The sequence below is a fragment of the Actinomadura physcomitrii genome (assembly GCF_008923205.2).
GTDB classification, from domain to species: Bacteria; Actinomycetota; Actinomycetes; order Streptosporangiales; family Streptosporangiaceae; genus Spirillospora; species Spirillospora physcomitrii.
The window spans coordinates 192,789-213,225 of the sequence record NZ_WBMS02000012.1 but is presented as its reverse complement, the minus strand read 5'-3'; the positions used below and the strand labels follow the sequence as shown (position 1 = coordinate 213,225).

19 protein-coding genes and 1 pseudogene are annotated in these 20,437 nt (G+C 71.3%); 6 read left to right on the top strand and 14 right to left on the bottom strand.

Annotation, left to right across the window (positions count from 1 at the left end):
• Positions 1-89: 89 nt before the first annotated feature.
• The 11 genes and pseudogenes from F8568_RS17650 to F8568_RS17605 form a co-directional block, all read right to left on the bottom strand.
• A complete protein-coding gene (locus F8568_RS17650; protein ID WP_160573654.1) occupies positions 90-227 on the bottom strand; it encodes a hypothetical protein in 138 nt (45 codons plus the stop codon).
• A gap of 131 nt (positions 228-358) precedes the next feature.
• Positions 359-577, bottom strand: a complete 219-nt coding sequence (locus tag F8568_RS17645) for a hypothetical protein (protein ID WP_151594629.1) — start codon at positions 575-577, stop codon at positions 359-361.
• A 114-nt stretch (positions 578-691) separates the two neighbouring features.
• Positions 692-1,642 carry a hypothetical protein gene (locus F8568_RS17640; RefSeq protein ID WP_236008850.1) on the bottom strand — a complete coding sequence of 317 codons (951 nt, stop codon included), beginning with the start codon at positions 1,640-1,642 and terminating at the stop codon, positions 692-694.
• 54 nt (positions 1,643-1,696) lie between these two features.
• Positions 1,697-1,882, bottom strand: a pseudogene (locus tag F8568_RS51040) (helix-turn-helix domain-containing protein); the annotation flags it as partial.
• A 217-nt stretch (positions 1,883-2,099) separates the two neighbouring features.
• Positions 2,100-4,265 (bottom strand): FtsK/SpoIIIE domain-containing protein, encoded by a 2,166-nt coding sequence (locus tag F8568_RS17635; protein WP_151594627.1) that lies wholly within the window; start codon positions 4,263-4,265, stop codon positions 2,100-2,102.
• Positions 4,266-4,338: 73 nt separating this feature from the next.
• A complete protein-coding gene (locus F8568_RS17630; protein ID WP_151594626.1) occupies positions 4,339-5,202 on the bottom strand; it encodes a DUF2637 domain-containing protein in 864 nt (287 codons plus the stop codon).
• Positions 5,199-5,699, bottom strand: coding sequence for a DUF1707 SHOCT-like domain-containing protein (locus tag F8568_RS50430; RefSeq protein ID WP_151594625.1), 501 nt, complete (start codon positions 5,697-5,699; stop codon positions 5,199-5,201). The genes F8568_RS17630 and F8568_RS50430 overlap by 4 nt, the downstream gene beginning before the upstream one ends.
• Positions 5,696-5,920, bottom strand: coding sequence for a hypothetical protein (locus tag F8568_RS17620; RefSeq protein WP_151594624.1), 225 nt, complete (start codon positions 5,918-5,920; stop codon positions 5,696-5,698). The genes F8568_RS50430 and F8568_RS17620 overlap by 4 nt, the downstream gene beginning before the upstream one ends.
• Positions 5,917-6,216: a DUF6907 domain-containing protein gene (locus F8568_RS17615; RefSeq protein WP_151594623.1), complete on the bottom strand. Its 300-nt coding sequence runs from the start codon at positions 6,214-6,216 to the stop codon at positions 5,917-5,919. Before F8568_RS17615 ends, F8568_RS17620 begins: the two co-directional genes overlap by 4 nt.
• Positions 6,217-6,782: 566 nt before the next feature.
• Entirely contained in the window at positions 6,783-7,346 is a 564-nt protein-coding gene (locus F8568_RS17610) for a dihydrofolate reductase family protein (protein WP_151594622.1), read from the bottom strand.
• A 4-nt stretch (positions 7,347-7,350) separates the two neighbouring features.
• A complete protein-coding gene (locus F8568_RS17605) occupies positions 7,351-8,565 on the bottom strand; it encodes a glycosyltransferase 87 family protein (protein WP_160573652.1) in 1,215 nt (404 codons plus the stop codon).
• 304 nt (positions 8,566-8,869) lie between these two features.
• On the opposite strand from F8568_RS17605, the gene F8568_RS17600 reads away from it, so the two are divergent.
• Together F8568_RS17600 and F8568_RS17595 are read left to right on the top strand one after the other, a co-directional pair.
• The gene (locus F8568_RS17600) at positions 8,870-9,784 is read left to right on the top strand and encodes a sensor histidine kinase (protein WP_236008849.1); all 915 of its coding nucleotides are present in this window, start codon (positions 8,870-8,872) and stop codon (positions 9,782-9,784) included.
• Complete coding sequence (locus F8568_RS17595; RefSeq protein ID WP_151594619.1) at positions 9,781-10,437, top strand: response regulator; 657 nt, start codon at positions 9,781-9,783, stop codon at positions 10,435-10,437. Before F8568_RS17600 ends, F8568_RS17595 begins: the two co-directional genes overlap by 4 nt.
• Positions 10,438-10,467: 30 nt before the next feature.
• On the opposite strand, the gene F8568_RS17590 is transcribed toward F8568_RS17595, so the two are convergent.
• Positions 10,468-10,854, bottom strand: coding sequence for a MarR family winged helix-turn-helix transcriptional regulator (locus F8568_RS17590; RefSeq protein WP_151594618.1), 387 nt, complete (start codon positions 10,852-10,854; stop codon positions 10,468-10,470).
• Positions 10,855-10,956: 102 nt separating this feature from the next.
• On the opposite strand from F8568_RS17590, the gene F8568_RS17585 reads away from it, so the two are divergent.
• Both F8568_RS17585 and F8568_RS17580 read left to right on the top strand, forming a co-directional pair.
• On the top strand, positions 10,957-12,408 hold the full coding sequence (locus tag F8568_RS17585; RefSeq protein ID WP_151594617.1) for an MFS transporter: 1,452 nt from the start codon (positions 10,957-10,959) through the stop codon (positions 12,406-12,408).
• A gap of 562 nt (positions 12,409-12,970) precedes the next feature.
• Positions 12,971-13,285: an alpha/beta hydrolase gene (locus tag F8568_RS17580; protein ID WP_151594616.1), complete on the top strand. Its 315-nt coding sequence runs from the start codon at positions 12,971-12,973 to the stop codon at positions 13,283-13,285.
• A 256-nt stretch (positions 13,286-13,541) separates the two neighbouring features.
• Here the strand turns inward: F8568_RS17580 and F8568_RS17575 are convergent, their stop codons facing one another.
• Positions 13,542-16,001 (bottom strand): VIT domain-containing protein, encoded by a 2,460-nt coding sequence (locus tag F8568_RS17575; protein ID WP_151594615.1) that lies wholly within the window; start codon positions 15,999-16,001, stop codon positions 13,542-13,544.
• A complete protein-coding gene (locus F8568_RS48235) occupies positions 15,998-16,888 on the bottom strand; it encodes a MerR family transcriptional regulator (protein WP_236008848.1) in 891 nt (296 codons plus the stop codon). Before F8568_RS48235 ends, F8568_RS17575 begins: the two co-directional genes overlap by 4 nt.
• 239 nt (positions 16,889-17,127) lie before the next feature.
• On the opposite strand from F8568_RS48235, the gene F8568_RS17565 reads away from it, so the two are divergent.
• Both F8568_RS17565 and F8568_RS17560 read left to right on the top strand, forming a co-directional pair.
• Complete coding sequence (locus F8568_RS17565; RefSeq protein ID WP_151594614.1) at positions 17,128-18,927, top strand: RNA polymerase sigma factor; 1,800 nt, start codon at positions 17,128-17,130, stop codon at positions 18,925-18,927.
• 159 nt (positions 18,928-19,086) lie between these two features.
• Entirely contained in the window at positions 19,087-20,277 is a 1,191-nt protein-coding gene (locus F8568_RS17560) for an NlpC/P60 family protein (protein ID WP_236008847.1), read from the top strand.
• Positions 20,278-20,437 lie beyond the last annotated feature (160 nt).

The window sequence follows — 20,437 nt, the reverse complement described above, 5'->3', positions numbered from 1 at the left end:
GACCCCCGAACCCGGGCGGATGGGTTCGGGGGTCGTGTGGTGCCGCGGCCCGGAGGTTCGGGGGTTCGGCCACCTCAGGGCCGCGGCTGTCAGGGGGTGGTGCGGCGCCGCTGTGCTTCCCGCCGGCGGTAGGCGGCGCGTTCGATAATCGACCCCAGGTAGGCGATGCGTTCGGGGTTCTCACGCTTGCCGCGCCAATACTGCGACTCGGGAACGATCTCGTCCATGAGCTGCATATAGGCGGCAAGGGCCTTGCCGAGCTCCCGTCCGGGGTCGACGTCGGCGGGAGTTTGGCCCGGTGCCGGTTGGGGACCCCGACGCTTGGTCGAGTCCGGTTCCGGGCCGCCCCCCGTCTCATTCACTGTGACGCCTCGATCGCCTGCAGCTCTATCCGGAGTTCCCCGGGAGTGTCAGCGTCGACGCTGGAACGTTCGTTGAGGAGCTCACCCTGCAATGGCCCGCGGTTGGCCCACCACCGGCCGCGGTCGGTCCGGATGATCGACCAGGCCGGGAACTCGGCGCGCAGGCGGGTTTTGATCTCCTCATCAGTGCCGGTCAGCGGCTCGGTCTGTGTCATACGCCACACAGTGCCGAACCTGGTCAGGGAGCGGAACGGACGGGCCGTCCGGGTCCGGGTGGCAGGATCCGGCCACACCTGGACGTGGCGTCCGGGTTCCCCGTCCGCCCGCGGCTACCGGTCGACGTCGACTGTCCGCGCGAGGCGCCGCAACCCGGGAGTCAGCCGCCGGGACTCGTGAACGAGCTCACCGACCAGCGCCCGCGCCGGCCCCTGGTGCCGGAACCATTCCGTCGACACGCTCTCCGCTTCGGCGAGGGTCGTCTCCGCCGTCGAGTAGTGCCGCGCGTCGACGTGAGAGGACGCCACGTCCAGCAGATGACGGCCGTAAGAGATCGAATGGAGGTCGCTTCGGTCGACACCCTTCGCGGCCTTGAGCGCCCGGTCGGGCCGCCTCAACATCGTGTAGGCGTGGGTGGCTTGCATCGCCACCTGCGACGGCCCGTAGTTGCTCTCATAGTCGTGGCGGTCGCCGTCGTCGAACCGGCCGATACCGACCCGGGCGAGGCCGATGTACTCGGTCACCTCGTCGACGCGTTCGGCCGCCGCGGCGGACGCGAGGCCGGTGAGGACCAGGCCGCCCCACACCGTCAGGTGCGGCAGCGGCGCCCGCGCGAAGTCCGGTTCGATCTGCTCGGCGACGGTGAGGGCGTGCCGCTCGGCTACGTCCAGCCGCCCCTGGTGATGCACGCACCATGACCAGGTGCCGTTCATGGTCGCCCACAACAGCCGGTCGTCTCCGGTGGTGGACGCGGTCACGGCGCGTTCCGCGGCCATCGTCGCGAGGTCGTCCTTACCGAGGTGGACGAGCAGGCACGCGGCGAGTTGGTACGCCTGCGCGAGAGGCCTCGCCGCGGCGGGCCCGTGCTCCCGGGACGCCATGCGCGCCTCGCTGAGCAGGCCGGGAACGGTGGTGGTGAGGCGGGTCAACCGGCCGCCCCAGTAGTCGAGCCATGCGGCGCGCACGGCGCGCTCGAGGGCGGGGAGCGGCGGGGGTTCGGTGTCATCGGCGTCGATGCCCGGCAGGACGGCCGGGGACAGGATCGCGTCTCGTACGGCTAGCACCGACGCATCGTCGTCGTGGGTGAGGTGCGGGCGCTTACCGACTAGCTCGGATAGGTCTATGTCGAGTGCGCCGGCGAGTTTCAGCAGCGACGACACCCGTGCGGATGCCCGGTCGCCGCGCTCGAGTTTGCCGATGAGGTCGACGGAGACGCCGGCCGCTTCAGCGAGTTGCTCTTGGGTGAGGTCTGCGTCTCTGCGATGGGCCTTGAGTCGCTGGCCGATCCCTGTACCGTCGTTCATAGAGCCCCGCCCTTCCGTGAAGCCTGGACAACTTCCACGGTAGGCGCGGGGCTCTGGCATGTCAGCACGTCACGCAGGTAGGGCCTTGGCATGGGGTGTGTCCCAAGGGCCCGGAACAGGCCGATTCAGTGCCTGTCCCGGACCCTCCGAAACCCGAAACATCCCAGGTCACCCCCGATACCGGGGGCGAAACCGGTTTCGGGGGTGGTGAACCCGGTCAGGTGCCGTCGACGGCCGCGAGGTCGTCCCACCGGACACCCTTCGCGCCGCCGCCGGCGCCCCTCTTGTTGATCTGCCGAGTGGTCACTCCGTAGGGCTTGAGGGCGTTCGTCAGCATCGTCGCCGACGCGGACCGGGCCGCCTTCTGCTCCGCCTCGTCGAGCTCGTCCAGCCCTTCCGGGAGCCAGTCGCCGTACCGGTCCGGCTTGTACGCGGCGAGGGCCTGGACGAGCTCCCACGAGTGCATGGTGTCCTGCCCGGCCGGCCACACCGCCCGCAGGTCATCGACGATCGTTGTCCGCTCACCGTCGTTCACCGTCTCCCCGGCCGCCTCGCCGGTGAGGGTGCCCGCGGCGATACGGAGCGCCAGGGCGCGGCGCCCGATCTCCTCCGCTTCGGTCTGCTTGATGAACGCCGCGCGGACGGTGACGCCCTCCCGGCCGCGGGCGAGGATCCCGGTCCCCTGCTCACTGGCAGAGATATCGGTCGCCCGCAACCCGCGTTCATGCGCGCCCGTGCCCAACACATTGTTGTTCGCGCGCCAGTCCATCACCGCGAGGCACAGGCGCGTCCCGACGCTGGACGCGACCGACGTCGGCAGCGACGCAGCGTCGGGGTTCTGCGTCAACAGGATCAGGATCACCCCGTACGCGCGGCCCTTCTTGATCAGCCGGGTAGCCAGGTCGGCCGCCTCGTCCTTGTGCTCGGCAGAGGTGAACAACTCTTGCACCTCGTCGATGACGATGACGCGCGGCCCGAGGTCGGCTTCCGGGTACTTCTCGACCAGGGCGCGGGTGACGCGCCGCCCCTCCGCCGTCTCGGACGCTGGCAGGCCCTTGATGAACTCCGCGCGCCGCTTCTGCTCGGCGATCCCCGCGCGGAGCCCCTCGAGCGCCGCCGTCAGGTCGTCGTCATCGTCGCCGGACACGTACTGGTGGCACACCGGCCGGACGCTGTCGAGGTCACCGGAGCCCTTGAGCTCGAAGACGTCCAGGCGCGCGGTCGGGTCGAGGGCGACGCCCAGGACGATCGCCAGGGCACACGACGTCTTCCCGGACCCGGGGATGCCGCCGACGAGCAGGTTGGAGTACATGAGCGTGATCTCGACGAGGTTCCCGCGCGGGTCGAACCCGAACGGAAGCGGCCCGAACACGTCGGCCTGCCCCTCACGCATGAGCGGCCACAGCCGCCGCGGCGCCTTTGCCGGGTCTTCGCGTGCGACCCAGATGCGCAGGCGGCCCGGGTGCGCGGTCCGGTCGCCTTCCGGCCACAGGGTGGAGATGGGGCGGCGCATCGCCGCGGCGAGTTTCTCGCGCTTCTCCAGCACCATCGCCGCGGTGGTGGCGCCGGGGAGGTCGAGCTCGGCGAGCCACCCGGGCCCGTCGACCTGGATCGGCGCGGCCCAGTCGACCGAGCCTTTGACGCCGATCGCCTCGAGCGCCGTCTCGACCTCGTTGGAGTCCAGGCGCCGCTGGAGGCGCACGGCGACGTACCGGGACACGATGGGCCGGTCCGGGTCCTTGCCGACCCACCCGAGCACCGACAGCACGGCCGCGGCGCCGGCGGTCAACATCCAGGTCGGCAGCAGGATCGCGGCGAGCGTGACCAGCAGCACCACCGGGACGCCGACGACGAGGGTCAGGCGGCGCCGCGGCCCGGTCCGCCGGGACTGGACGGTGACGAACCTCGTCCAGGTGTCGGGGTCGCCGAGCGCGGCCTTGGCTTCCACCGGTCGCGCTTCGGCGTCGGTGACCCACCGGAACCACTTGCGGCCCGCCTTGTAGGCGCCGCGCGGCGCACCCGACCAGAGCCGCGCCACATACAGCGGCGCCCGCACCCCGTGGAATGCCGCTTCGCGCCCGTACCAGGCAGCGACGAACGCGACGTTATCGGCGAACTGGTCGCGGTCCCGCAGCCACAGCGGCACCACCCGCGGCGCCGCGTCCAGCCGCGCCCGACGCTCGGCGATCCACCCGACGTCCAGGCCGGTGTCGGGCTGGTCGACCGGTTCGGCGAGGACCTCGCCCTCGATCTCGTCGACGTCGACGAGCTCCACCGGGTCGACCAGGCGGGCGCCCGCCGGCGCCTTGTCCAGGGAGATGACCGGCTCATCAGCGGCCGGGGTGAACCGGCGCGAGGTGTGGCCGTTGACGGTGTGCGTCATGCTTGTAGTTCCTCCTGAGAGAGGAACCGGGCCCCGGGATGCTGTGGAAGGTGACCCCGGGGCCCGGCTCGGTCTACTTGCCCGCGACCGCGTCGAGCGCGGCGCGGATTTTCACGGCCCGCGGGTACCCGACCCGCATCTCTCGGCGGACCGCCCGCACGGACGGGAGACCACCGGTCGCGATCACGTCGGCGAACCGGTCCCGGGCGGTCGCGATCACCGGCTCAAGTACGGGATCGGTCTCGTCCGGCTCGGAACCATCGGTCTCGTCGGCCGCGCCCGGTTCGGGGTCGGTCTCGTCCTGGTCGCGACCACCGGTCTCCGGCTCGGGATCGGTCTCGTCGTACCAGTCGTCCAGGGGATCGGGGGTCGCGACCGGTTCGACTTCCGCCGGGGGCGCGTCCTCGAGGGCCGCCCAAATCGAGTACCCGTTCGCGGCGCCGTCCGCGCGGTCCGCGTCGGCGACGCTCGCCCGCACGGACACGGACGCGTCCAGCCCATCGGCCGGCCGGGTGACCAGCCGGTGAAGCGTCCGCAGCAGAACCAGCAGGCCCAGCATCGACGCGACCGGCGGGACCGCGGCCGTCGCCTGGTCGGAGAACCGGTGCCCGACCGACCCGACGTTGAACACCAGCGACACGCCCCACCCGGCCGCGGCGATCCCGAACGGCAACGCCACGTCCGCCCACGACATCACCGACTTGCGGAGCCGGTGGCCCTCGAGCGCCAACGCGAACATGCCGAGCTCACCGACCGCGACGAACAGGTCGACCAGCAGCGGGAACGTGTCGGCCTTCCACGACTTGAGGTGGTGCTCGGTCGCCCAGTGGTACAGCCCCGCGTACGACTGCGCGAACCCGTCGCCGGTCGCGACCAGGACCACCACGGCCATGAGGACGATGGTCGCGCGGTGCGCGAAGAACGTGGGCCGCGTCATGAGTCGATCCCTTCGTTCGGCATGTCGGCGACGAGGCGGCGGAGCTCTCCGAGCGTCTTCGCGGCGAGAGCCTGCGTGACCCGGTCCTCCATCTCGACCTGGTCGAGACGGCCGGCCTCAAAGTGCGCGTGCAGGACCGTCACGACGACGTCCCGCTCTGCGTCGCCGATCCGGCGGCCGTCGAGGTCGGACGCGTACGGGCCGCGGTGCAGGATCAGCGTCACGGCCTGCTCGTCGCGGCGCGGGTGGAGTGCCTCGTGCCGCTCCCGCTGCAACCGTTCGTGCCGCTCGATCGCCTTACGGCGCCGCTGCGCCCACCAGTCGACCTCGCGCCACCCGAGCCACAGCGTGGCGGCGCCGGTCGTCAGCGGCAGCAGCAGCGGCACCGACACGTCGGTGACGGCGCACTCGTACAGTCCCCACCCGAGCAGCGCGAAGACGGCGAGGACGAGCACACCGCCGACCGCGTTCCACAGGTCGGTGTCCCGGTTGTTCACAGTTCCTCCCCGCGGATGTGGGCGTCGTACTGGTCGCGGGTCATCGGCGCGGGCAGCCCGTCCGGGCGCCGGTACGCGGTCACGGTGACGCCGGCGAGCTTCCCGCCCTGCCAGATGGTGCGGACGTCCGGCAGGCTCACCGGGACGCCGTGAGCGGCGAACAGCATCATGAGCTCGTCGGCGAGAGCCTGGACGTTCGGCTCGGGAACGATCGCGGTCATAGGGCCGCCTCCCGCAGGATCGTCGCGGCGCGCTCGACGAGCGCGGCCAGGTCGGTCTGGCCGGCGAGCGTCAGGAGCCGGACCATGTCGTCGTGGTCGTCGTTGTGGATCTCGACGTACACCGGCCCGGAGATCGTCACGCTCGCCGGTCCCTCCGGCGACTTGAGGATGACGACGATGACGGTCTCACCGCCGACGTTCGCGCGGCCGATCTCGCCGCGGTGGACAACACCGGACCACCCGGACGGGTGGTCACCGTCGCACCAGGCGGGGCACGGGTTCGGGGTGGCGGTCACTTCGCACCGCCCTTGCGGTCGGCCGCGTCCCGGACGGACTTCGGTTCACCGTTCGGCCACGTCGACGATTTCCCGTCCGTGGCGGACCGGTCTTCGGTCGCGATGTAAATCTCTGCGAAACTACGCATGGGTTCGGGCTCTCTCCCCGGATCAAGGCCCCGGCCGGTGTTGGTAGCACCGTGATTCCGGGGCCGCCTCATGTCTGGCGGCTGCGTGCGGCGAGATGCATCTCACCGCGGCGTCTTGATCGGGGGCCCGCGGGCGGGTTGCAGTTCGGGTTGCAGTTCCCCCCGTACCGTGCAGGTGCGTGGACGTTCGGACGTCCCCTCTGAACAGGCAAAACGAACTTCGGCGAACTCGCCGGAACCCTGGTCAAGGGCTCTCGTAATGAATAGGTCGTCGGTTCGATTCCGACAGGCGGCTCCAGCTCAAAGGCCCCTTCCGGGCACTCGGAAGGGGCCTTTCCGCAGCGGCGCCGCTTCGGTCCTGACCAGCGCGAACACGGCGCCGTGCCGGCAAATCCACCGCGGCGGCGGCCCTGGGCACGGGCGATCCGAGGTCGGTGCTCAGCGCCTGGTCTCGTACCTGGTCAGGAGTACGCCGTCGGGGAACGTCCGGGTCTCCACCAGGGTCAGGTTCACCCAGTTGTCCAGCGCCGTGAAGAACGGTGTGCCGCCGCCCACCAAGACCGGTGCGGTGACCAGCACGTACTCGTCGATCAGCCCGGCCCGCATCGCCGCTGCGGCGAGGGTGGCGCCGCCGATGTCCATGGGACCGCCGTCCTCGGCCTTGAGCCTTCTCATCTCGGTGACCGCGTCGCCGCTGACCAGGCGGCTGTTCCAGTCGACCGTGCCGATGGTGGAGGAGAACACCACTTTCGGCATGTCCCGCCAGCGGCGGGCGTACTCGACCTCCGCCGGTGTGGCGCCGGGCTGCTGGTCGGCGGTCGGCCAATGGGAGCTCATCGTCTCCCACAATCTGCGCCCGTACAGCGCCAGGTCCGTCGCCCCCACCCGGTCGGACCACCACTGGAACAGCTCGTCGCTCGGTGTGCTCCAGCCGAGGTCGTCGCCCGGCGCGGCGATGTAGCCGTCCAGGCTCAGGTTCATGCCGAAGGTCAGTTTCCGCATGGCGTCATCCTCCTGTGAGCCGGTACTCGGCGTACTGACCGGCACGGCGCGGAGAAATCACCGGGGCGCCGCCGATGCGGTGATCGGGCGGGCGGCGTAGGTGGACGGCCATGTGGACCAGGAAGTAGATGCCGGCGACGAGGTAGCAGTTGGCGACCGGTGTCAGGAGGTGAAGGCCGTATTCGCGCGGGTCGCCGTTGTGGGGCGTCCACCACAACGGGGACAGGACGAAGATGGCGCCGCAGGCGATGGCGGTCTTCCGGTGACCGTCGCGGACGAGAACGGCCAGGAGCGGGACGACCCATACCCAGTGGTGCGCCCAGGAAATGGTTGAGACGAGCAGACCGGTCACGCCCGTGACGGCTGTGGCGCTCAGCCAGTCGCCGCGCCTTGCCCACAGCACGGCGATCGCCAGGCCGGCAGCGCCGATGGTCAGTGGAATGGCCGGGTACCAGACGCCGATCTCGGCGGTGCCGTGGAGTATGCGGGCCAAGGCGCCATATGGGGATTGGTTGCTGATGTACGGGACGCCGACGCGCGAAGTGTCGAAGAAGGTGTGCAGCCAATAGATGCGTGACGCGTCCGGTGCGATGGCGTAGGCGAGCAGGGTGCAGGCGGCGAAGGTGCAGAAGGCCGTGACGGCGTCTCTCGTTCTTCTCGTCAGCAGTAGCAGGACGACGAAGATGCCCGGTGTGAGCTTGATGGCGGTGGCGATGCCGATGCCGATTCCGGCTGGACGGCCGAGAGCGACGCGGTGCATGTCGGCCAGGACGAAGGCCAGGAGAAAGAGGTTCACCTGGCCCAGGAAAAAGGAATGCCAGACAGGCTCCAGGAGTAGTGCGACGGTCGCGGCGATGCGGCGGCCGGCGAGCTTCGTGGTCAGGAAACAGGCCCAGGCAAGGGCTCCGAAGGCGGCCGCCTGCCACAGGACTCGGGCGAGGGTGAGCGGCATTGCGGCCAAAGGTACGAACAACGTCGCCATGAACGGGGTGTTCGTGAACCAGAGGCCGGCGAGACGTTCGTGGTAGAGGCTGGTTCCGTTGGTGACGACGTGCCCGCCCAGCCAATAGATGTGGAAATCGAGGGAGTCGTACACCGCCGAGAAGAGTGCTATCCCCGTGATCTCGAAAGCGGGCAGGAGCAGCGTCCACCGTTTCATGGAAATAACGGTGCCGACGGCGCGGTCGCCGGACATCGGGCCGCCGGACACATTCGCCACAGGCCTTTTCATCCCGGAGGATTACGCCTGCGGGCCAATGTGCGAAGGGGCGGGCGAAGGTTACGATCGGCGCATGTCAACCCTGCCGTGGCGTCGAGCGCGCCGAGTCGCCGGTGCGGTCCTGGCCTGGTGCGGGGCCGTCCTCTATCCCGGTGTCCTGCTCCTCACGGTCATGCCCATGAGGTTTCCGGAGCGTCTGGAAGTGCTCCTCTCGATCGGTCTCACGGCCCTCGTGATGTCGTTGTTGAGGCGTCAGGCGCTCGCGGCGCACGCGATTCTGCTTCTCGCCTGGATCGTCGCCCTCATGCAGACGCGGAACGGAACGATCGCCGGGCTGGAGATCCTCCTCACCGATATCGCGGTCTGTTACATCGCGACCACGCGAAGGCGGCGATTCTCGCTTCCCGTCGCCGTCGTCACCTGCGTCCTACAGCTGATGTCCGTGGTGGCGTGGCTGTCCGCGGACGACGTGCTCCTCGTCACCATCGTCCTGGCGGCGGTCGTGACGTGGATGACGGGGAACTCGATCCAGGTGCGGCGTGCGCACACGGAGATCCTGCGCGAGCAGGCCACGGCGCAGGCCGTCGCGGCCGAGCGGCTCCGGATCGCGCGGGAACTGCACGACATGGTCGCGCACAGCATCGGCATCATCGCGATCCAGGCCGGCGTGGGCGGACGGGTGATCGACACGCAGCCTGGGGAGGCGCGCAACGCACTGGCGGCGATCGAGGCGACCAGCCGCGACACCCTGTCCGGGCTGCGCAGGATGCTCACCGCGCTGCGCCGGGACGAGCCCGGTGCCGCACCGCTCGGTCCGGCGCCCGGCCTGGCCGATCTCGGCCACCTGGCCGCGGCGACGATGGACGCCGGAGTCCAGGTCGACGTCCGGATCGAGGGCGAGCCGAGACCGCTGCCGCCGGACGTCGAGCTCTCCGCCTACCGGATCGTCCAGGAGGCGGTCACCAACGTCGTCCGCCATGCGGGCACCGACAGCTGCCGGGTGACCATCGGCTATCGGGACGGGGAGCTGGCCGTCGGGATCGACGACGAGGGGGACGGCGGCGTGGTCGGGACCGGGTACGGCATCGTCGGAATGCGCGAGCGGGTCGCGCTGCTGCGCGGCGAGTTCACCGCCGGGCCGCGTCCCGGCGGCGGGTTCGGGGTGGCGGCGCGGCTTCCCGTGCCCGCGAGAGCGGGGGCGAGGGCGGGGGCCGCATGACGATCCGCATCGTGCTGGCCGACGACCAGCCGCTGATCCGCGCCGGCCTGCGCGTGCTGATGGCCGACACTCCGGACATGGAGATCGTCGGCGAGGCCGGGACGGGCGCCGAGGCGGTCGCGCTGGTGGAGGAGACCGGTCCCGACGTCGTGGTCATGGACATCCGGATGCCGGACATGGACGGCATCGAGGCCACCCGCCGGATCAGGTCCGCCCATGTCGTGATCCTGACCACGTTCGACGACGACGAGTACGTCTACGGGTCGCTGCGGGCGGGCGCCAGCGGCTTCCTGGTCAAGGACATGGCGCTGGAGGAGATCCTCGCCGCGGTCCGCGTCGTCGCCGGCGGGGACGCGCTGATCGCGCCGAGCGTCACCAGAAAGCTGATCGAGGAGTTCGCGGCGCGTCCGGAGCCGTCGCCCGGGCCGCCGCGCCGCGTCGACGGGATCACCGACCGCGAGCGCCAGGTCCTCACCCTGGTCGGACGGGGCCTGTCCAACCAGGAGATCGCGGCTGAGCTTGTCATCAGCGTGGCCACCGCCAAGGCCCATGTCGCGCGGTTGCTCACCAAGCTCGATGCGCGCGACCGCGTCCAGCTCGTCATCATCGCCTATGAGCTGGGCCTGGTGAGGCCGTCCACGAGCGGTGGCTGACCAGCGCCCGAGGCCGATCCGAGGCGCGTCTTAGCAGGCGGCAGCGGCGGGGAGGTGCTTGGCCAGGACCTCGATGTGGGTCTTGTGCGCCTCGGCGTGCCGTTCGCGGCCGGCCTCGGTCAGGGCGACGAACACGCCGCGGCGGTCGGACTCGCACATGACTCGCTCGACCAGTCCGTGCTTCTCGAGCCGCGCGACCGTCCGCGACAGGGCGCTCTGGCTGAGGTACATCGCCGCGGCGATGTCCTGCATGCGGCACTTGTCGCAGCCGACGTCGACGAGCCTGTCGAGCGTCTCGAACTCGCTCATGCTCAGGCCGTGCGCCTCCTGCAGCGAGCGGTCGAGGTCGCAGGCGACCGTGTTGTAGCACGTCGCCAGCGAGCGCCACCGGCCCACCAGGGCCGTCTCCGACTCCATGCCGCGCATCCTAGCATGCGCGCGCATCAGATGCACTCGCATTAAATTCGAACGAAACTTATGCTTGGACATTGAATGCATGTGCATGTAATGTCCTCCGACGTGACTATCACCGACACCTCACCCGCCTCTGCCGTCCGCGCGCCGGCCGCCGCGAGCGCGCCGGCCGAGCAGGCCTGGACCCCCCGGCTGTGGGGAGTCCTCGCAGTGCTCTGCGCCGTGCTGTTTCTCGACGGACTCGACGTCTCGATGGTCGGCGTCGCGCTGCCGTCGATCGGGACCGAGCTCGGCCTGTCCACCACGTCGCTGCAGTGGATCGTGAACGGCTACGTGCTCGGCTACGGCAGCCTGCTGCTGCTCGGCGGACGCACCGCCGACCTCCTCGGCCGCCGCCGCGTCTTCCTCACCGCGCTCGCCGTGTTCGCCGTCGCCTCGCTGGTCGGCGGCCTGGTCAGCGACGGCACGCTGCTCATCGCCACCCGTTTCGTCAAGGGCCTGGCCGCCGCGTTCACCGCCCCGACCGCCCTGTCCATCCTGACCACCACCTTCCACGAGGGACGCGCGCGCAACCGGGCGCTGTCGGTCTTCTCGGTCTTCGGCGCCAGCGGCTACTCGTCCGGGCTGATCCTCGGCGGGCTGCTCACCAGCGTCGGCTGGCGCTGGACGTTCCTGACCCCCGTGCCGCTCGCCCTGGTCGCGCTCGTCGCCGGCATCACCCTGATCCCGCGCGACAAGCCCGCGGCCGGCGGCGGCCACGACCTCGTCGGCGCCGTCACGCTGACCGGCGGCATGCTCCTCGCCGTCTACACCGTCGTCTCGGCGCCGGACCGCGGTTGGCTCGACCCGGTCACGCTCAGCTCCATCGCGCTCGCCGCGGCGCTGCTGATCGGTTTCGTCGCCACCGAGAACAAGGTGCGGCACCCGCTGATCCGGCTCGGCATCCTGCGCATCGGCTCGATCATCCGCGCGAACCTCAGCATCGTCGCGCTCTTCGGCTCGTACCTGAGCTTCCAGTTCATGATGACCCTGTACCTGCAGGACGTCCTGCACTGGTCGCCGCTCAAGATGGCCATGGCGCTGCTGCCCGCCGGTCTGATCGTCGCGTTCGGCTCCCCGTTCGTCGGCCGGCTGATCGACCGCTACGGCACGCCGCGGCTGATCATCAGCTCCATGACGTCGCTGAGCCTCGGATATGTGTGGTTCCTGGCCACCGCCGGGAACACCCCGCACTACGCGTTCACGATCCTGCCGACGATGCTCCTGCTGGGCGGCGGCTTCGCGTTCGGCTTCAGCTCGATCATGGCGCAGGCGACCGACGGCATCGACGACTCCGAGCAGGGCCTCGCCTCCGGGCTGGTGCAGACGTCCGGCCAGGTCGGCGCGGCCCTCGTCCTCGCCGTCGTGACCGCGCTGGTCGCGGGCGGCGCGAGCGGGGGAGGCGGCGACTTCGCCGAGTTCCACCCGGGCGTCAACCTGGTCAGCGGCGTCGCGGTCGTCGGCCTGGCGCTGAACCTGATCCCGCTGCTGCGCGGCGCCCGCGCGAAGCGTGCCTGAGCCCCGCTCTCTCCGGCCACTGCCGGGACCACCACAGGGCGGCCTCCCGCGCGGGGGGCCGCCCTTCGGCCTGCCCGCTCTAGGCGGGGGCTGTGCCTTGCGCCGTGAGCGACTCGCGAGCACCCGCCCGCCCGTGGGATCGAGTACCCGTGCGATCACCTGGAATGCCGCGCTGCAGGGGTTCGCCGACAGCGCTGCCACCTCGATTCGCGCCGCCGGAGCGTCTTTGGCCCCTCGTCCAGCCAGCGGCACCGAACCCCGGCTGCGAGAAGCGGCCAGCGAACACCCGCTCGCGATCACCACGCCGGAGTCTCATCAGGGACGGTGGCGAGGGCGGAGTGCGGGCAATGGGCAACACGGTGACAGCGAGGGGATCCTCGAGCGGGTCAGCGGCGGAGGCCGTGGAGGAGGGCGAGGACGGCGGGCTCGGCCTCGGCGCGGGCGGCTTCGGGGTCGTGGCGCCGGCGATGAGCAGCCCGGCCTCGCCCAGGCCGTTCATCTCCGCGGAGATCTCCTCGATCAGCTCCTGCTGGATCTGCCCTTCGGCGCGCACACGGTGCCGATGCCCGGCGCCGACCTCGCCCCGCCGGCCCTGGCCGCGATCGTCGCCGGTGCGATCCAGGCCTTGGACCTCGGGCCGGTCACCCTGGTCGGCAACGACAGCGGCGGCGCCGTCTGCCAGATCGTCGCGACGACCCGGCCCGAACTGGTCGGCCGGCTCGTCCTCACCTCCTGCGACGCCTACGACACCTTCCCGCCGAAGTTCTTCGACCGGCTCGAATGGATCCCCGGGGCGCGCACCTTCTCGCCCGAGGACCAGCCCGCGCGCCTGGCCGCCGCGATAGCCGGGTTCGTCCCGCAGCGGGCCGCCCGATGAACGGGAGACCCCTGCCCGGACTGGACGGTGTCGAGCACCGGTTCATGGATGTGGACGGCCTGCGCATGCACGTGGCCCTGGCCGGACGGGGCGAACCCCTGGTCCGACACCCTTCGCATCGTCAGTGCTGGTCAAGCGGGCCCGCAGTCGGCTTTGCGTGTGCGTGGGTACTGGTCGGGCGGGGCGTTACCTGTGGCGGGGGCGGGGGTGCCGCCGGTTTCGGTGGGGGGCAGGCCGGGGCCTGCCCCCCACCGGGTCATGATCTGCGCTTCCAGAAGGGGCGGCGGGTCGGGGACTTGGCGGGTTCGCCGGTGAGTTCGCCGAGAGTCTGCAACGTGCGTTTCCAGAGGTCGTCGACCTCGTGCGTCGCGCTGGTGCCGGTGATGCGGAGCAGGGCTCGGCGGAGCGTCTCCAGCGTGCGGAGGGGCTCGGCGTCGGGCGCGAGATGTGCCTGCATGCGGTTGACGACCGATGTCAGCACCGGAAGCACCTCGTGCTGCAGCCGACCGATGCGGTGACCGGTGTCGGAGGGCGTTCCGCGCAGCGACTCCAGCAGGCGCGCCAGTTCCTGCTTGTAGGCATCGATGCCGGGCGTCGTGGGTGCGCCGTAGCCGGGAGACGCGCTCGCCGGGGGCGAGAGGAAGTCGGGCACGTCGATGTCGTCACCGCCGGAGGAGGTTCGGCGCATGCGGGCGGCCGGTGGGGCGGGCGGCCCGGCCGACATGAGGGCGGCGCTCGGGTCGGGAGGCCCACCGGGGGCCGGCGGGGCGAAGGTGGACGGCGGAGGGCCGCTCGCGGGCGGGGCGGGAGGCGCTGCCATCAGCGGACTCGCCGCCCCGTACTCCGCCACGGGGGCGGCCCACCCGTCCGGGACCTCCACCGGCTGGACGACCTGGTGCGGCGCGGCCGAGTCGGTCACGACCCGGCTGTCGACGGCGACGAAGGCGGTGAAGCGGCACAGCACTCCGAACCGCAGCGAGGTCTCGACGATGCGGCTTTCGAGGTCGGGGGGCCCGCCGACGGTGTAGCGGTCTTCGAGGTCGCGGAGGTGGCCGCGCGCCCAGATCGCCGTGGCGGCGGGGTTCCGGGCGATCGTGCCCGATGCCCGCTGCCGCCAGGCGGTGCCGTCGGACGCGGTGCCGTTGACGGTGACGGATCCGGCGGGCGCGCCGCGGAAGCGACCGGCGATCACGAGCGGTACCCCGGGGAAGAGAGCGCCCAGGCGGGCGGGCGCCACCGAGTCGGGGACGATCTCCAGGCCGTCGGCCAGCAAGGAGAGGTCGGTCGCGATGGGCGCGCCGATGTGGTGGTGGATCTGATCCATGGCCTCGTCGAGGCGGTCTTCGGACTCGACCAGTTCGCATCGGCCCTGGCCGATCGACGCGAGCCGGTTCAGGAATCCGGCGTTCACGGCGCGGTCGATCCCGACGGTGTGGACGCGCACGCCCTGCAGCCGCGGCGCCAGCTGCGCGAGGATCTGGTCCTCGTTGCCGACCTGGCCGTCGGTGATGAGGACCACCACGCGGTCGCTCTCCGAGCCGGCGACCAGGCGGCACGCCTCGTTGAGCGGGCCGAGCATCTCGGTGCCGCCGCGCGCGTGCAGTGCGGCGAGGTGCTCGACGGCGCGGAACCGGTTGCGATCCGTGCCTGGGACGAGGCCGGAGCCGAGGTCGCGGGGACGCTCGACGACGGTGTCGAAGGACAGTACGGCGAACCGGTCCTCGTCGCGGAGCGTGTCGACGATCCGTGCGGCCGCGCGCCGGGCGGCGACCATCTTCCAGCCGTGCATGCTGCCCGACCGGTCGAGGATGAGGACCACGTCGCGGGGACGCGGCCGGGCGTCTCCGGACGGGAGGACCGTCAGGCTGAAAGTGCCCTCGTCGCCGCTCTCGTCCGGAACCAGGGACAGGGCCGCGCTCTCCTGGGGCGCGAATCCCAGCCGCAGGATGAAGTCGCGATCGAGTCGCTCGCCGGGACGCAGCCGGACGGTGGTGCGGTCGCCGTCGCTCTCCTCCGTCACCACGTGCAGGGCCGAGTGGATCTCGGTGAGCGGCAGCCCGGACGGGTCGATGTCGGCGCTGATCGCCAGCCGGACCGGGCTGGGGAACCCCCGCAGCAGCACGGGCGGGCTGATCCGGGACGCGTCCGGCGCCGCGTCGGTGTCCTCGGCCACTCCGGCGCCCGCGGCCTCGCCGTCCAGCGGCGTCCCTGGGATGTAGCGGGGCGCGACCACGAGCGGGAAGCGGAACGTCGCCGTCGAGGCCGACTCGTGAGGCAGCGGCTGGGTGAGCGCGAGGCGGATCGTCACGCGCTCCCCCGGCAGGATGTTGCCCACCTGCATGGTGAAGACGTCCGGCCGGTCCTCCTCGGCGAGGGCGGCGCGCTTCCCGGCGGCTATGGCGGCGCTGTAGTCCTGCCGGGCCTGGCCGCGTTCCTTCAGCGTTCCCTCGATGACCCGGTCGTCCGCCTCCATGCGCAGCGCGGTCACGGCGGCGCGGTCGGGCAGCGGAAAGATGTAGGTCGCCTCCAGGGGCACGTCGAACGGGTTGCGGAACCCCTGGACGACCTCGACGCCGGCGGCGAGACCGGTGATCGAGGCGTGCACGTCGACGGAGTCGAGCGGGAGGTTGCCCCGGTCGGTGGCCAGCGCGCCGAGCCCGCCGTCCGGCTCCGGGGGCGCGTCGGTGTCGGGCAGGGGCAGTATGCGGACGGTCATTGCGGCCTCCGGGGAGGGTCGGCGGGCATGCGGGCGGAGTCTGCGGGGGAGGCGATGAGCCCTCGTGCGGCCAGCTCGTCGAGCAGTGGCCGCGCGGCGGTCTCGATGGCGCGGAGGTCGTCGGCGCTGAGCGGGCCGGCCTCCAGGAGGAGGGTGAGGTCGGGGGCGAGGCGGACGCCTTGGACGACGGGCGGAAGGGGACGGGGAAAGTCCTCCGCCACGGCGGCGCGGCCGAAGGAGACGTCGGGTCGGGCGTTCCAGAACCGCGCCCTGGTTCGTGCTTCGCCGTCCGCCTGCCGGGCGCCGTCGGCGGCCGGTTGGGTGTCCGGTTCGGTGCCCGCCGACTTCGTAGGGGGCGCGGCATCGTCGGACGGGGCGGCTTCGGGAGATGGCCCGGTCGATTGCCGCGTCGAGTCGGGCGGAGCCGTTCGCGGTGCCGAAGCGGTGGTCCCGGCATCCGGAACGGATTCCGCCGTGCGCGGGTTCGCGGCGGATGCGGTGCTCTGCGAAGCGGGTTCGGCCGTACCGGCGATGGTCGGGATGGGCGCCTCTGCTTGCTGATCCATGGCACCGGGCGGGAGGGCGGCGATCCGTTCGAGGACGGCGTCGGTCGCCGCGGCGAGCTCGAGCTGGATCTCGGCGATCGAGCGGCCTGCCGCCTGGCGCCGCTTGACCGCGACCAGCTGGAGCAGGTGGCGCGGCCCGTAGAGCGCGGTGCGGCCGCGCCTGCCCGCCGGCGGGTCGACCAGCCCGATGGTGGTGTACCAGCGGATCAGCCGCTCGTTGGGCAGGTCCCGGATGCGGCCGTTGACCTGCGCCGACTCGCCGGCGGCGAGCACCGCGACGGCGCGCTCGGCCAGCTCTCCGATCGTCCAGGCAACGTCCATGGGTCGATGATGACACTGTCACGATGACAGTGTCAAGTCTGTCGGGCCCCTCGGAGTGCGGCGCGGGTTCGACCGGTGGCCCGACGGAGCCTGAAAGATCGGGGCGAATCCCCGTTAAAACCGCTAAATGCAACACTCTGGAAAAGCATTCCGAAAAAGGGAAGAATTGGCGCATGCCATTGGAATCGATCCCTCGAAATCGCCGGTAAAGACCTTCGGGAGGCTTTACCTTTTCTGGTATGAACGACCATCTCCTGGTCGAGGCGCTGCGCGAGCGCGGCGCCGGCGCCCCGGCCGACATGTACGCGGCCTACGCCGACCGGCTCTACGCCTACTGCTGGTTCCAGTTGCGGGAGCGGGACGCCGCACAGGCCGCCCTGCGGGACGCGTTCGTCGTCGCGGAGGCGCACATCGGCAAGCTGCGCGACCCGGATCGGTTCGAGCCGTGGCTGTACGCGATCGCCCGGCTGGAGTGCGCTCGGCGGTCGCCGTTGCGGGAGCGTCCGCCGGATCTGCCGGTAGCGAGCCACGACCAGGAGGACGTCGATCAGCGGATCACCGCGTGGGAGGCCGTAACGTCGCTCCGGGCCGTTTCGAGGGAGGCCCTCGAACTGCGGGTGCGGCATCAGAAGTCCATTCCGGACCTGGCGGCCATTTTCGATGTCCCGCCCAAGGAAGCCGAGGCGATCCTGGAGCGCGCGCACGCCGAGCTCGAAGCGGCCTTGACCGCGGACATCCTGGTAAAGCAGGGCCCGTACGGTTGCGCGGAACGTGCTCGGCTATTGCGGCAACGGCATGGCGACCTCACGGCGGAGCTGAGCGAGCGGCTCCTGACGCACGCCCAGGAGTGCTCCGCATGCCGTGCGTTCCGGCCGCGCAGCGTGTCGGCGGCCAAGGTGTACGGGCTGCTCCCGGACGTGGACCCGCCCGACGAGCTTCGGCTACGTGTGATGAGCTGCTTCCTCGATTCCGAGCTCGTGGGCTACCGGTTGTTCGTGGCCACTCGCGTCACCGAGTTCACATCGGCGGGCTTCCCCGTGCAGCCGCGGCAGCCCTCGGGCCAGGCGCGGACGCCTCGCCCCAGAGGACGGCTCTCGGTGCGAAGGCGGCCGAAGGGCGAGCGTGGTGTGTTACCGCCGGACGGGCTGGCAGCACAGGCCGCCCATGCCTTCGCCGTGCTCCTGCTAGTGGCGGTCCTGTTCGGCGGGGGGATCGCCGCCGTGCGCGCGTTCTTCGGGCGGTCCGAAGACGCTGGACGGGCGGGCACCCTAGCGGGCCCCCACCCCAGCGTCGCTCCTGGTGTCTCCCATAGTCCGGTGCCTGACGGCCGTTCGCCGGGTGGGGGCCGGAATGGCATCGTCGATGTCGCGCCGGTGTCGGCGACCTTTCCTATGGGCTCCCTGGGCTCCTCTGCACCGCCCACCGCCCTGTACCCGTCGCCGCCCCCGTCGCCGCCGGCGGGCCCTCTTCCCTCACCGGCGGACCCATCGCGCATCCTTGTGGTGTCCCCGCTGTACCTGGACATGGCCGGAGGGGCGGACGGCTCTGTGGAGTTGCAGGCAGTGGGAGGGCCCGTGTCGTGGAGCGCCAAGACCTGGGGCGCGCTGCGGTTGAGCAGTTCGGCGGGGCGACTGGAGGCCGGTCAGAGCGTGGCCGTTGCCGTCCACGTGTCCCGCCGGTCGCGCGCGCGAGGGGAGGGCGGCATCACGTTCCAACCGGGGGGCGCGCAGGTGTGCGTCACATGGCGGGCCGATACTCCGGGCACGCCAGGGGGCGGTTCGAACCCCACTCCGCCACCGACCGGGCCCGGCACGACCACCCCGTCCACTCCGCCCGAGACGGACCGCCCCGGCGAACCGCCGACGTCGTCGAGCCCCAACCCGCCTTCGTCATCGGAGCCACCGCACTCGGACCCGCCCGCGCCGTCCGGACCACCGCCCTCCGGCGGTCAGCCGGATCCGTCGTCGCCGGCCCCGCCCGCCTCTTCATCGGCGCCCGGCTCGCCCTCCGCGTCGGACGCGAGTGCGGCGCCCGCATGACGGACGTTCCGATTGTTGCCCGTCTCAACTACGCTTCGTAGGTGATCATTTGCGCTAAGGAGAACACGCCGGGGGGAGGACGTGTTCATGCGACCCAGCGCAATAGAGCATCGCCGTCGCGGACCGGTGTCCCCCGCCCGGAATGCGACCCTCCGGCTGATGGTGTTCTCCGCCGGCATGGCGGTCGGCATGAGCTGGCTGGTCCCACCGGTGTCGGCCCGTGGCGCGCCGCGCGCCCCCGGCAAGCCGGCCCCGAGCGCGCACGACGTCGAGAAGAGCTGGCGGCTGGTGAAGGACCGTGCCGCGGACATCGGCCGGACGAAGGCGGAGCTCGCCCAGGCGGACGGGGAGCTGGACGCGCTGAACGCGGCGGCCGAGACGGCGGTGGAACGCTACAACGGGGAACGGCTCAAGCTGGAACGGTCCCAGCAGATCTACCGCGCCACGCAGCAGCGGCTCGCCGAAGCGGCCCGCAGGGTGGGGGAGGCGCAGAACGAGCTGGCGGCGTTCGCCGCGCGCGTGTACCAGGACGACACCGGCTACGACCGGGTCTCCTCCGCGATCTCGGGCCGGGGCGGCCCGCAAGGCTTCATGGACCGGGCCGGGATGGTCGAGGTCCTGGCCGAGCAGCGGACCGCGATGGTGCGCAGGGTCGAGGCGTCCAAGACCGTCGCGGACGTGTTCCGCAGGCAGGCCCAGGCAGCGCTCCAAGAACAGACGGCCGCGGCCAAGAGCGCCGAAGAGGCCAAGGGACGGGCACAGGCCGCTGTCGCTGCGCAGCAGGCCTCCATCCGGCGGATCGCCGACCGGAAACGCACTCTTGAGAAGCGGCTGGGCGATGCCCAAGCGCGCGCGGACCGGCTCGCGCGCGAGCGGGAACGGGCAATGGAGGCGCGTGCTGTCCGCAAGGCCCGTGCCGGTCTGAAGACGGCGAACATCGCCCGGCGCGGTGCACTTGTGGCGCGGTCGGCGCTCGAATGGCTCGGCACCCCCTACTCCTGGGGCGGAGGCACCTTCGACGGGCCCAGCCTAGGAGTCGACCAGGGAGCCGGCACCGTCGGCTTCGACTGCTCGGGCCTGGCCATGTACGCATGGAGCAAGGCGGGCGTCCGGCTCGACCACTGGACGGGCACGCAATGGACGTCGGGGCCGCACGTCCCGGTCAGCAGGCTCCGCCCCGGAGACCTGGTGTTCTTCGCCACCGACACCTCGAACCCGGACACCATCCACCACGTGGGCGTCTACATCGGCGGCGGACGGATGGTGGAGGCTCCCTACACGGGCGCGCGCGTACGGATCTCCAGCATCCACCGGAGCGACCTGATCGGAGCCACCCGTCCTGCGGGCTGAGCACGGCGTCGCACGGCACACGCGGGCGGTCGCGCATGGCCGCGCCGCAGCGACCGTCCTTCTGGCGGAAGCGAGAACCCTTCCGCACGGTCTCCCGTACGGAAGGGTTCTGCGCGAGCCCTCACGCGTGCACGGCGGGGAGCGGACCTACGCCGTGTCG

Coding starts and splice junctions, on each gene's coding strand:
- F8568_RS17650 (WP_160573654.1), bottom strand. CDS start 227: ATGGACGAGATCGTTCCCGAGTCGCAGTATTGGCGCGGCAAGCGTGAG.
- F8568_RS17645 (WP_151594629.1), bottom strand. CDS start 577: ATGACACAGACCGAGCCGCTGACCGGCACTGATGAGGAGATCAAAACC.
- F8568_RS17635 (WP_151594627.1), bottom strand. CDS start 4,265: ATGACGCACACCGTCAACGGCCACACCTCGCGCCGGTTCACCCCGGCC.
- F8568_RS17630 (WP_151594626.1), bottom strand. CDS start 5,202: ATGACGCGGCCCACGTTCTTCGCGCACCGCGCGACCATCGTCCTCATG.
- F8568_RS17620 (WP_151594624.1), bottom strand. CDS start 5,920: ATGACCGCGATCGTTCCCGAGCCGAACGTCCAGGCTCTCGCCGACGAG.
- F8568_RS17610 (WP_151594622.1), bottom strand. CDS start 7,346: ATGCGGAAACTGACCTTCGGCATGAACCTGAGCCTGGACGGCTACATC.
- F8568_RS17600 (WP_236008849.1), top strand. CDS start 8,870: ATGCAGACGCGGAACGGAACGATCGCCGGGCTGGAGATCCTCCTCACC.
- F8568_RS17595 (WP_151594619.1), top strand. CDS start 9,781: ATGACGATCCGCATCGTGCTGGCCGACGACCAGCCGCTGATCCGCGCC.
- F8568_RS17590 (WP_151594618.1), bottom strand. CDS start 10,854: ATGGAGTCGGAGACGGCCCTGGTGGGCCGGTGGCGCTCGCTGGCGACG.
- F8568_RS17580 (WP_151594616.1), top strand. CDS start 12,971: ATGCCCGGCGCCGACCTCGCCCCGCCGGCCCTGGCCGCGATCGTCGCC.
- F8568_RS17575 (WP_151594615.1), bottom strand. CDS start 16,001: ATGACCGTCCGCATACTGCCCCTGCCCGACACCGACGCGCCCCCGGAG.
- F8568_RS48235 (WP_236008848.1), bottom strand. CDS start 16,888: ATGGACGTTGCCTGGACGATCGGAGAGCTGGCCGAGCGCGCCGTCGCG.
- F8568_RS17565 (WP_151594614.1), top strand. CDS start 17,128: ATGAACGACCATCTCCTGGTCGAGGCGCTGCGCGAGCGCGGCGCCGGC.
- F8568_RS17560 (WP_236008847.1), top strand. CDS start 19,087: ATGGTGTTCTCCGCCGGCATGGCGGTCGGCATGAGCTGGCTGGTCCCA.